Annotated in this window: 12 protein-coding genes; 3 read left to right on the forward strand and 9 right to left on the reverse strand. The window is 52.9% G+C overall.

All coding sequences use genetic code 11. The features are described 5' to 3' along the window. Positions 1-172 precede the first annotated feature (172 nt). The 3 genes from ACY692_RS12665 to ACY692_RS12675 form a co-directional block, all read right to left on the reverse strand. The gene (locus ACY692_RS12665; protein WP_462325738.1) at positions 173-1360 is read right to left on the reverse strand and encodes a PhoH family protein; all 1188 of its coding nucleotides are present in this window, start codon (positions 1358-1360) and stop codon (positions 173-175) included. A gap of 565 nt (positions 1361-1925) precedes the next feature. Then, positions 1926-2204, reverse strand: coding sequence for an MFS transporter (locus tag ACY692_RS12670; RefSeq protein WP_462325739.1), 279 nt, complete (start codon positions 2202-2204; stop codon positions 1926-1928). Between the two features lie 147 nt (positions 2205-2351). Beyond that, positions 2352-2504, reverse strand: a complete 153-nt coding sequence (locus tag ACY692_RS12675; RefSeq protein ID WP_462325740.1) for a hypothetical protein — start codon at positions 2502-2504, stop codon at positions 2352-2354. On the opposite strand from ACY692_RS12675, the gene ACY692_RS12680 reads away from it, so the two are divergent. Next, a complete protein-coding gene (locus ACY692_RS12680; protein ID WP_462325749.1) occupies positions 2493-2684 on the forward strand; it encodes a hypothetical protein in 192 nt (63 codons plus the stop codon). The two genes, ACY692_RS12675 and ACY692_RS12680, sit on opposite strands and share 12 nt — an antisense overlap. A gap of 64 nt (positions 2685-2748) precedes the next feature. On the opposite strand, the gene ACY692_RS12685 is transcribed toward ACY692_RS12680, so the two are convergent. The 6 genes from ACY692_RS12685 to ACY692_RS12710 form a co-directional block, all read right to left on the reverse strand. Further along, positions 2749-3888 (reverse strand): YibE/F family protein, encoded by a 1140-nt coding sequence (locus tag ACY692_RS12685; protein WP_462325741.1) that lies wholly within the window; start codon positions 3886-3888, stop codon positions 2749-2751. 108 nt (positions 3889-3996) lie between these two features. Beyond that, positions 3997-5499 (reverse strand): alkaline phosphatase, encoded by a 1503-nt coding sequence (locus tag ACY692_RS12690; protein ID WP_462325742.1) that lies wholly within the window; start codon positions 5497-5499, stop codon positions 3997-3999. Between the two features lie 73 nt (positions 5500-5572). Beyond that, complete coding sequence (locus ACY692_RS12695) at positions 5573-6856, reverse strand: radical SAM protein (RefSeq protein WP_462325743.1); 1284 nt, start codon at positions 6854-6856, stop codon at positions 5573-5575. Positions 6857-7921: 1065 nt separating this feature from the next. Continuing rightward, positions 7922-8101 carry a hypothetical protein gene (locus ACY692_RS12700; protein ID WP_462325744.1) on the reverse strand — a complete coding sequence of 60 codons (180 nt, stop codon included), beginning with the start codon at positions 8099-8101 and terminating at the stop codon, positions 7922-7924. Positions 8102-8369: 268 nt separating this feature from the next. After that, positions 8370-8735, reverse strand: coding sequence for a type II toxin-antitoxin system HicB family antitoxin (locus tag ACY692_RS12705; protein WP_462325745.1), 366 nt, complete (start codon positions 8733-8735; stop codon positions 8370-8372). After that, positions 8732-8992 (reverse strand): type II toxin-antitoxin system HicA family toxin, encoded by a 261-nt coding sequence (locus tag ACY692_RS12710; RefSeq protein ID WP_462325746.1) that lies wholly within the window; start codon positions 8990-8992, stop codon positions 8732-8734. Before ACY692_RS12710 ends, ACY692_RS12705 begins: the two co-directional genes overlap by 4 nt. 243 nt (positions 8993-9235) lie before the next feature. Here ACY692_RS12710 and ACY692_RS12715 point away from each other — a divergent pair, with 243 nt between their 5' ends. Together ACY692_RS12715 and ACY692_RS12720 are read left to right on the forward strand one after the other, a co-directional pair. Further along, on the forward strand, positions 9236-10192 hold the full coding sequence (locus ACY692_RS12715; protein WP_462325747.1) for an AEC family transporter: 957 nt from the start codon (positions 9236-9238) through the stop codon (positions 10190-10192). A gap of 289 nt (positions 10193-10481) precedes the next feature. Next, on the forward strand, positions 10482-11564 hold the full coding sequence (locus ACY692_RS12720; RefSeq protein ID WP_462325748.1) for an amidohydrolase family protein: 1083 nt from the start codon (positions 10482-10484) through the stop codon (positions 11562-11564). The last annotated feature ends 123 nt before the right edge of the window (positions 11565-11687 follow it).

The raw sequence follows: 11687 nt of genomic DNA on the forward strand, positions 1-11687 counted from the left end.
TGCCGAAATATTTTCCGAAATGTAAGTGCGGGTTGCAGTAAGCTTTGTAGGTTCATCCGGCAAAAGGGTACTTTGTATCTCGAACCCAGCTGCGTGGAGACAATCGTTGGCGGGAGAACATTTTTGGGCGCATCGCAAAGAAAACCAATAGAGGCACAATGTAGCCCCTTCTCTACAACCCTGCTTTGAGAACCATGTCCGTGATGGGTCCGCGCGAACGGTCCCCCTTGAGCACGATATGGGCATATCTATCCATGCCCTTGAGCTTTTTGACCACCCAGTTGAGCCCGTTGTTTCCCTCGTTCAGGTAGGGGTTGTCCACCTGACGGGTATCCCCCAGACAGAAACACTTCACGCCCTGGCCCATGCGGGTCAGGAGTGATCTGGCTTCCATGCGCGAGACGTTCTGCATTTCATCGATGATGGTTACCGCATTCTCGATGTTCATGCCCCGGATATAGGCGATGGGCAGGATTTCGAATTTTTTGGGATTGAATCGACCCAGGCTCTGGTCATTGTCAAAGATGCGGTTGGCCGGTCTGAGATCGTGGAGTTTGGCCACCAGGTCCCGTATGTACCTGATATAGGGCTCCATTTTGTCTTCAATATCACCAGGAAGAAAACCCATTTTTTCCCCGATCTCCACCGGAGGCTTGACCAGATAGATCTTGCGGTAGGTGTTGTCCTTGTCCTGAAGGCAGAGTTGCAGGGCGGCTGCCAGGGCCAGAAACGTCTTGCCGTAGCCAGCTTCGGATTGAACGCTGACCAGGTCGATCTTGGGGTGGAGCATGAGCTCGAAGGCCATGTTCTGGTAGATGTTACGCGGCTGAACCCCCCAGACGGTATGCTGATACCCGAAGGGTACAGGCCCGTCCGGGCCATGAAAGACAGGCTTGGCCTCGTCCCATTGGAAACAGTTGGGAACGATGTCTGCTTCGGGATGGTTGGGAATGATCCCGGTGTAACTTTGGGATTCGCTCCTGAATGGTTTGGAATCCCTGTAGTCTTCGCAGGTTATCCCGAAAAGTCGTGCCTTGATCTGCATGATCCTGTCATTGGTCACCAAAATGGGATCAACGATGTCGCTTTGACGGATTTCTTCGAGAATACTGTCGTCCCCGTTTCCGGTAAACCGGGTCAGGGAGAAGGGGGGCAGGATGGTCAGATTCGTGTCCGCCTGAATGATCCGAATGGATTTGGCGGCTATATGGGAAAGGCGCTGGTTTTTCTTCAGTCTGTCCAGCTCCAGAAGGACGGTATAGGGCAGGATGATATCATTCTCCTGACCGTTTCTGAGCGCCTCGATGCATTCGGGATTTTCGATGAGAACATTGGTATCCAGAACAAATGTTTTTTTCACGCAACCTCCCGGGATAAGGGTTCACCATGTCACGCCGGACAGCACATGACGAAAGCATGCCACACAAAGATGACAAGGCGATGACATGACCTGTTTTGTTGACAGATTCGTGGAGGAAGATAGCGGTTGCCCAGAAACCCGGGCATGCGGGTATGACTCTACGCTACCGGAACTCCCTGAAAGTTCGAAGATACTCTGTTCGAGGACAAGGATTTTGTCGAGTCCTGAAAAAAAGTTGTCACTTTTCGCGTCGGATTTTCCTTTGTGCCGTCATCCCGGCGCAGGCCGGGATCTCGAGGGACTGTGCTGCTGTCAGTACACCATGGCACGTTTAACCCATAGAGATCCCGGATCAAGTCCGGGATGACGGCATGGTCCTTGTCCTCCCGTCTCCTTGCTTGTTTTCTGTCATCTGTTCTCTCTCCTTTATCCCTTTGTGCAGTCCCCCCGGGCGGCGCTTCACAATCAATTTTCAGCATCCTGGATGTGTAAAAGTCGTTTGTACGAAAGAGCTTACGTGTTTCAAACAGATCGAGTTCCAGACGATCTGGTCCGCCAGGATGCATTACAGTTTTTCAAGATTGCGGCCGGCGGTTTCGATGCCTGTTTTCCAGGTGAGGAACGCTCCCACAAGGGAGGTTCCCATGAGCAGGTAGAGGAGATTGCCGATGCCGATATGCTGGAGAAGAAGCGGAAAGAGAAAGGCCGTGGAAACGGCTCCGATTTTGGCAATGGAGGCAGCGAAGCCCGCTCCTTTCCCCCGGATGTTCGTGGGGAAGACTTCTCCCGCTAAAAGATAGGTCATGGAATTGGGGCCGGCATTGGTCACGAGTTCTGTTTTCATATTTGAAGGATACTTTTATGATACTTTGGGTCAAGTTGCATGAAGATATCCTGATCCGCATGCTCTGGCTGTCCTCGAACAGCCCTTGCCGGCAGGCCGTGGTCGGTACGTCGAACCGGTTTGTCGGGGAGTGCCGATGTTTCGAATTCAGAGGGCATGGGCACCTAGGTCATCAGTGACATAGCCTGCCTGTCCCCTGAGATATTTGAGTGGCAGGGTCTCGAACCGCTGACCATCTACAAGGCCACGGGATGCGCCCATTGCAATCACACCGGGTATCAGGGACGTCTGGCCATCCACGAGATGATCCTTGTCGACGAAACCATCCGCAAGATGGTCGTTGGCAACTCGCCCATCGAAGACTTGCAAAAGGCCGCCACAGCAGCCGGATATCAATCCATGCGCTATGACGGCCTCAAAAAGGTCATTCGGGGCCTGACAAGCCTTGAAGAAATCGAAAGGACCGTGCCTGATTTCTAAACCGAACCCGAACCAGAATCCGTTTTGAACACTTCGTGTTTCAAACCGGTTTTGATTGAGAACTTCAGGACATCACAACCTCTCCCTTCTTCTTGAGCACAAGGGCCCCGACCACGGCGGTAAACGGGGCAACCATCACCAGTCCGAAACTCCCCACCAATGTCTTCAAAACCTCAGCTGCCACATAGATGAGGTTGAACACGTTGATCAGCGGAATGCCCTGGGCCATGAAGGCCATGAGCATGGTCACGTAGCCTCCCGAATAGGCGAGCAGCAATGTCGTGGTCATGGTTCCGACCACGGAGCGCCCCACCACAAGACCGGAACACAATGCCTTGGAACGGCTCAGATCCGGTTTTTTGGCCATAACCTCATCCATGGATGCTGCCACGTCCATGGCCAGATCCATGACCGCACCCGAGGCTGCCAGAAACACGGCCGATGCGTAGATTTTAGCCAAATCGAGGTGACCGAATCCGGAATAGAGCAGGGTTTCGGCAAAGGGCATAACTGCACCGTGCATATGGAACGATTGAGTGAAAATCATGGAAAGGATGCAGCTGGTCAGTATGCCGAGCAGGGCCCCGGAAAAGGCGGTCACCCCCTTTCTGGTCATTCCGGCGACCATGAAGATGATCACTGCAGTGAGCACGACGACCACGCCCAGGGAAAGCAGGATAGGGTCCCACCCCTTGAGAAGCCCGGGAACCAGAAGTTTCCATATCACGAACCCCGAAAAAATAAACGACACAAGGGCCTTGGTCCCTGTCCATCCTCCGAACACGATAAGGGCGCCGGCAAAGAGCACGAGCAGGAACAGTTCCAGATCGATCCTGTAATGCTCCTGAGGATTGACAAACACGATCTCTCCGCTTTGATCCACTGTCAGAACCACCAGCGCCTTGTCCCCGGGTGCAAAAATCTTGTCCCTGTCCATCTGTCCCAGAACAGGGTTGTTACCCTGCACCACCTTTCCCTTGAACCTGCCGGTCAGTATCTCGAGGGTGACTGTCTGATCCCCTGTCTTGACCAGGCCGACCTGCTTGATGTCGGCATTGTCCACGCTGACGACCCTTGCCTTGCACCGCTCGGCCGATGTGTCCACGCGTTCGCCAAACCCTGTGGGCACAAACCACAGCCCGACACATACGGCACAGAATACCAGGGTGACGAGCATGGGACCGCGATGATGGATAATGTTCATGTCTACCTCGAAAAAACACCGCCCGGTGGAAAACGCAGGTTCCACCGGGCGATGAGAGACGCTATCAATGGGTGAAGCCTTAACAAAAAGGCCCCTTTTGAACCTGCTTTACTGAGCCATGGCCATGACTGCTGCGGAAGACGCCGAAGCCGAGTGAACCTTGGGTGCGATGCCCATGGCCTTCATGAGCTTCTTGGCCACATCGGTGTTGTCATAATAGCCGTTGAAATCCCTGGCGGCAACGCCGATGGCCGAGGTGGTGACGGGAACACCGGTGTGCTTGTATGAGGTCCAGGCAAGTCCGGCCTTCTGGTCGAGGATGTGGGTCAGGGTCACGGCCAGGGGATCGTAGCCGCCGTACAGGAGATAGGTTTCGTAATTCTTGGACTTTTCCGTGTCACCCTTCATGCTCCGATTGAAGGATTCCTTGATCTGAGCCAGCTCGAAAGGCTTGAGTACCATGGGATCGGTCTTGGAATCGCCCGTGAACTTGAGGCCGAAATACCCGGTGATCAGGGGTTTGGCGGCATCGAACCCGGCATTCTTTTCCTTGAGACTCTTGATCATGTCGTCGGAAAATTTCTGGAAGGACACCTTCTGCTTGCCCAAGACATCGAAATCCGTGGAGTACTTGGTTCCGGCAAAACCGAGGGTCAGACCACCGCACTCATGGTCGCCGGTGACCACGATGAGGGTCTCGGAAGGATGCTTCTGGTAGAACTTGTAGGCCTCGTTGATGGAGGCATCAAAGGCCAGTGTGTCTTCGATGGCTGCGGTACCGTCATTGGCGTGGCAGGCCCAGTCGATCTTGCCGCCTTCCACCATGAGGAAAAAACCGTTTGTGTTGTCCAGCAGTTCGATGGCCTTGGCCGTGAACTCGGGCAGTGAAATGTCAACGGGACGGGTATCGATGGCATAGGGCAGGGCCTTGGAATCCTGGAGCCAGGCATTGTGGGCGTAGACCTTGCCGCAACGCTGGCCAAGAGACATGAACTCGTTCTTGTCCGTGACTACCTTGTAGCCGTTCTGTTTGATCAGATCCAGGGCGTTGCCCTTGTAGTCCACGGAATTGTTCTTCTTGTTGGTCGGGTCCTTGAGGCCGCCACCGCCAAAAAAATCGAAATCACTCTCGGCCAGGGCCACATCGATATCATAGTACTGGCTGCGTTTTTTCACATGGGCATAAAAGGCAGCCGGAGTGGCATGGTCGATGGACACCGACGAGATGATCCCGACCTTCTGTCCCTTGTCACGGGCCATTTCGGCAACGGTCTTGACCTTGGCGGTATCCGGAGCCATGCCGATCATCCCGATGTTGGTCTTCTGACCGGCAGCCAGAGCCGTGGCCGAAGCGGCCGAACCGGTGATGAAGCGGTCTGCCGCATAGGTGGTTGTCATCCCCTGGGCGGGAAAGCTGTCCATGAGAAGCCGGCCCTTGATGAACTGGGCAGCACTGGTACGCTGGGGGATTCCCATACCGTCACCGATGAACAGGAAGACATACTTGGCGTTCTTGGCAAACGCGTTTCCAGCGAAAAAAACCACACAAAGGCTTGCCACAACGGCAAACATGACCATCCGACCGAACAAAAACTGAGAGCGTTGTTTCATGGGTAAGACCTCCTTTTTTGCCCATGATCCTATCCGATACATACGACAATCAGGTTGCAGGAACGAAACAATTTCACAACTCGACTGTTTCCCGCCTCTTCCATTTCTCCCCATTTTTCTCCAGCAGCTTCCTGTCCATGTCCTCCCGTCCGTTGAAATACCCGCATGCCTTGTAGTAGCGGATGTCTTCCAAAAACACCCGGCGGTAGTGTGCATCTCGCACCATTTTGGAACAGATGTTCATGGGATGACGCATCAGTTCCGTCAGGGGAAAAGTCATCTCCGACGGGTCTCTGAAGCATTCCCAGTCACAGGCACGGCAAAAGGGCGTTTTTGGCAATGACGAGAAATCAAGATCTTCCAGAGGCCCGAGGTCTTCATCGGCACGGTATCCGCACGGGAAGACATGGCCCGATTTGGTGTCAATGAAGAAGAAATCCAATCCTCCCCGACAGGGAGCGGAGGATAAAGGACGCCCCTTGTACTGGTCGATCAATCCGAGCAGGGACGATCTCGGGGTGAACAGCCGCATCCGGGATCTGAACCTGGGTAGTATATTGTACAAGGCCCTGAACATGGCCACCTTTTCCTCTGCCGTGAATCTGATCATGGTTTCGGCCGAGGTGGCCGCGTACACGGCCTGGGATGCATCCTCCATACTCATGGGGTAGCAGCAATTGACAATGGTGAACCCGAGTTCCTCGACAAAGGAAAAAAACCGTTCAAAACTCCGCTCGAACCCGGCCTGGAGGAAGTCTTGCGGCTGTCCTGGAGCGAGCTCTTCGGGATCCCCGCCTGTCAGACGGTTGATCCCGAGATTGGCCGAAGGAAAAATCCCGTGCTCATGAAAAATGGGCAATGCCCTGGTCAGCCCCTCGACCATGCCGGGAAGCCCGCGATTGCGTTCATGCAGATCGGGATCGCAGGAGTCCAGACTGATCCAGATATTGCGAACCTTTGTGGCTGACAGCCGCGCGGCAAGATCGTGCATGGCATCGGCGAATCCGGGTCTGGCGTGATTGCAGAACATGTATCCGTTGGTGCCCGTGCGGATGAAACGGATATGTTTCCGTCCGGCATATTCCAGACAATCCATGAGTCGATCCCTGACCAGAAAGGGTTCTCCCCCGGTAAAGGAAACAGCCTGCATGTTGCGCTCAGCCATGGTATCCACAATTTTTCGAATGCGTTCCATGGACAGGGTCGAACGGGAAAAGGGTGAGGTCACACGCATGCCGCATTGGGCACAGCGGGCATTGCACCTGTCGGTCAGTTGAATGACGACCTGGCCGGGAACATGACCACCGAGAAAGGACGTGAGTGACGAAAACGTGAATAGAGAAGACGTGGATTTCATAGGAGACATCTCTATGCCGATCCCGTGACAGCCGGATTGCATGCAAACATCAATGCGGTGACAATCCTACCCGATTCTTCCACCACGACAAGCCCATAAAAAAACCCGGAAACGTGGCAGACCGTTCCGGGTTCGTCATGACGAGACGTACACATCCTGGTTGGTACAACGTTCCCGAATGGAGGGTTTCAGTGGTCATAAAAAATATATGGACCCGCCCGGGATGCAAGAGAAATTTTCAGGAAAATCAAAATCGGATGCTTTCATATATTCAGCTTTAATAATAGGTTTTTTACCCTGAGCCTTGATGGAGTTCCGCGCTCACGCTCCTTATCAAAACTGCGGCCTCGAAGGCCGTTAGTTTAATAAGGAGCGTGAGCCGGTCCGACCGGTTTCCCATCAGAATTTCTCTGTGCTGCATTTTTGAGGCAGGATTTTGTTGGTTTTCAAAAATAGACCTGTTGGCAGCTTTATTGGGGGTCGGACCTTGTTATCTGACTGGAATGTTATTATAAAAATCCCAAAGCAAGCCGTCTTTACCGCTTAGGACGGCTATTTTGTCCTCCAAATGGGTGCTGTAAGGAGGGTGATGCTCTTTTAAGACCAAAGACAGGCCTTTTTGAGCTATTATTATAAGCTATCTTTGGCTGTTATCTTGGCCCGACCCCGATAAGGTGTCATTGTGGATGGACTGGGATGTCCGGGATATGGAAACGGGCTATTTCGTCCGGTCGCGTTTTGTGAGCAGATAGGAGCGCAGCAGGCGAGGGAGTTTCAAAGCGCCCAGAACGGGGTAAGCCAGCCATGAGAATAAATCAGCTCTGGAAGATATCCTGATCCGCATGCTTTGTCTGTCCTCGAACAGCCCTTGCCGGCAGGCCGTGGTCGGTGCGCCGAACCGGTTTCTTCCGGGTGCAATGAAATAAAATCAGGCCGAAGAGGGAATATACCTCGCATATTTTCGGGAGCCGGGAGCACCCGGGTCGAGCTTGATGTGCGCTTGATCAACCGCAGCCGAGAGATAATTTGGGAAACAGTGTTACCGCTACGCTCATTTGTATATCCTCACACATACAGCGCCAGCTTCAATCCAAGGCCGAACAGACACACCCCCACCATTCTTTCCAGATTGTGCTGCCATCGTTCACGCAATTTTTCTGTATGGGAATTGGTCAGCATCACGACCACAAGGGCGAACCACACAAGGTGGGTCAGGGAGATGAAGATCCCGATGCCGATTTCCACAGGGAGTGAGGTTGCCGGAGAAATCGAAATCCGGCCCCGGGCTGATCACGGCCAGAACGGTCACCAGGCCGACCAGTGCGATATGTGATTCAACGAGATACATGTGCGTTTGACGTGCGGGTGTGTAATGATGCCGCAGATTGTTTTCTGGAGCCCCTACCGGGGGGCTGCAAAACCGTGCGATTCATGATCGTCCCTCGAGTTTTGGGGAGTGTCGTTATAAGTATGTATGCGCAGATGCTTATGAACAGTACAGGATGCTACGTGCTCAATCCGGATGAGAGTCCTGCAGTTCCTGATTCGCACGTTGTACAAGATGTTCGGCTGCCCAGGCATTGAGACTTTGGTTCGCGATTTGGGCGGCCAATGCAACGGCACGGTGTCCTTCCGGAGAGAGTCGAAGGACGAATTTTCCCGAATACGGTTTTTCCGGTGACTCGCCAAGCTCATGACAGAAGTCCAGATAGGTATCGACCGATGTGTGAAATTCCTGTTCGAGTTGTTTGGCATCGTCCGATTGGAAGGTAATGGTATCGCGTGTATTGATCACACGCCCATAAAAGAGCTTTGCATCCTTATCAAAGGTGATCTCTCCAAGATAGCCTTTGTAGGTCAACATGTCCTTGTGTGTCATGGTCGAATCCCCGCTCGTTGTAAAAATCCTCTGATATCCTCGACAGCACCTTTGACCGCTTCCTTTTGGGGATGTGGCGTATGGAAAACTGCCCGTTGATCACCAAGTTTGACGCAAACCCGTGAGCCCTGCCTTTGCAGGAGGACGGCTCCACATGCTTTGAGGAGGCTCTCGATGTCTGCCCATTTGATTGTCGCTCGTGTCGGTTGCGCGTACACAGCCTGGAGCGTTTTGATCTGTTTTTTGTTGAGCGTCATCTGGTGACATCCTTTGTTGAGATCCTGTGACTAGTATTATGCTGTGATACTAATCTGTCAAGTAACCGAGTCTCGGGAAAGAGGGCACTCGGCAACAAATGATGAGGTGGTGTTTTCGATGACGCGACGTGTGCTATCACGCTGATATCAATGACGGTTTGTAAGGATTGCGAAACGTGATCGGATCAGGTTAGAAAAAGCGCTTGGAAGGATGGATCGCAAACACTAACCGGGCAGGTATATGTGGATATTCATATTCTGATCACCGTATTCGAGTCCGTATCCCTGCTTCTGGGGATCGGGATTTTCGGCCTGTGGATCATGAGCCGTCGGGTTCTCCCAGAAAAGGCCATGGGCATCCTTTCCACGCTGGCCCTGGATATTGCGCTGCCCAGTCTCGTGTTTGTGAACATTCTGGACAATTTCCAGCCGGATGCTTTTCCCGGGTGGTGGCTGCTTCCTGTGTACTGGGCCGTGTTCACCCTGTTCCAGGGGGGTCTTACCGCTCTTTTTTCCCTGATATCCAAACGGGATACACGCAGGGAATTTGCCGCAAGCCTGTTTTATCAGAACGCCCTGTTCTTTCCCCTGGCCATACTCGGCGAAATGTTCGGGGTTGATTCACCATATATTGTGAAGCTCTTTTTTTTCATGCTGCTTTTTCCTTCCCTGCTGTTCAGCACCGCGCACCTTTTTTTCAAGAACACCCACAAAAAATTCGACTGGGCCAAGATCGTCAACAAGGTCCTGCTGGCCACCATCCTGGCCACCTCGCTGCGGCTGCTCGGGATTGGGGATATCGTCCCGGACGTGGCAGTGTCCGCCCTGCGCCTTGTGGGGAACATGACCCTGCCTCTGCTCTTTCTGATCCTGGGCGGCACTATCTATATCGATTTCAAGGGCAAGGGAAAGATCCATCCCCTTGAGGTCGGGAAATTCGTTCTGGTCAAGAATTTCCTCTTTCCCCTGGCATCCCTGGTGGTGCTTCTCATCCTGCAGCCGCCTTTTCCCATCGCCCTGCTGGTGATTCTGGAAGCTGCCGTGCCTCCCATAACAGCCATCCCCATTTTTACCGAGCGGGCAGGTGGCAACCGGGAAATCGTCAATCAGTTCATGGTTGCCAGTTTTGCCGTCTCCCTTGTTTCCATCCCCCTCATGATGGGGCTCTTCAGCCTGTATTTTGCACCGCCGGTGCCGTAATCCCTTCATTGGAGACGGATTGGACCTGCAGAGCGATTCGTACGCGCCCTCAAGGAAAATCTGATGTGGTTGAAGTACTTCATCAGGACCGTGGAAGCGCTTTTGCTGGTCTTGCTGGAATGCATAGAAAGGTATACTTGGCACAGGATCGTCGGCTGCCATGACTGCAGAACGGCTGCACTGGTGAAAACGAGGCCATCAAGTTGCCTGAAGCGGCTTGATCAACCCAAATGAGTACCCCAAAAATTATGGATCGCTATGGGAGGATCGGATGAAGCGTAGAGAATTTATGAAAATGTTGGCAATTTGTGCTGTCGCATGCAATGCGGGGGGGCTTCCGGCTTTGTCTGCGTATGCCAGGTCGCTCAACCAGGAAGATCTCGACCTACTCAAGGGCGCACCCCGCTACAAAGTCTGTGACGCGCATTTTCATTATGTTGATTTTTTGCAGCATACCGACGGAATCGCCCCGTTGCTTCAGGCCATGAATGCCAACGGTGTCGAGCATATTGCATTTTGGGGTATGCCGTTGGTTAAAAAATGGGACAAAGGCGATCCAAAAGCTCCCAATTATTATCTGGACGACAACTCCCGGGCCTATTGGTATTCTGCAACGGATTTTTTGGTGGCCCGAGCGTATTTGAGCGTTCCCACAAAGCAACGCCATCGGTTTCACCCGTTTTTGTGCGGATTCAATTGTACGGACAAGTACGCCGTGGATCACGTCAAGCGTATGCTGCATGCCTTTCCCGGGATGTGGCAGGGAATCGGAGAAATTTTGGCCCACCGGGACGATCTCACCAATCTCACTTACGGCGAAACCGCGCGGGCCAACCATGAGGCCCTGTCCCTGGTGTATGATTTGGCTGCGGAAAACGATCTGCCGGTCAATCTTCACAACAACTGTACTTCACGCGGCAGCCTCGAGGAACTTTTGTATGTGTACGAAGTTGAAGATGCGTTGAAGAATCATCCCAAAACACGCATCACGTGGGCACATGCCGGATTGAGCAGATATCTTGATGTTGACTTGGTCAAGTATGTCAAGATGTTGGATGCGATGCTCGACAAGTACGCAAACCTTACCATTGATTTGTCGTGGTTGATCTATGAGCACTACGTGACTCGCGGACTTCCCGAATTGGCAGTACGCTCCTGCTGGTTGGATATTGTGGAGGCCTATCCCGATCGGTTTATGATCGGTACGGATTGTGTGGGCCATTATACAAATTATCCTTTCAACATTCGCAAATACTACACGATGCTGGATGCGTTGACCCCGGAAACGGCTCAAAAGGTTGCACGGGAAAATTTTCTTTCCATCCTTCCGGCGACCGTTCGAAACAATATGCCGGCGGATGCTTTAGCCTGAAGTCGCAAGGGGGCTACGAGATGTAACAATCACTCGTTCTCAGGGTAATCCAGCCGAGGAACGAGACTCCTGGTGTTTTTTTCGCTCTGTTCATTCTTCTGGTGGGCGGGATGGTCCTGCAGG

The organism is Desulfoplanes sp., assembly GCF_054921335.1.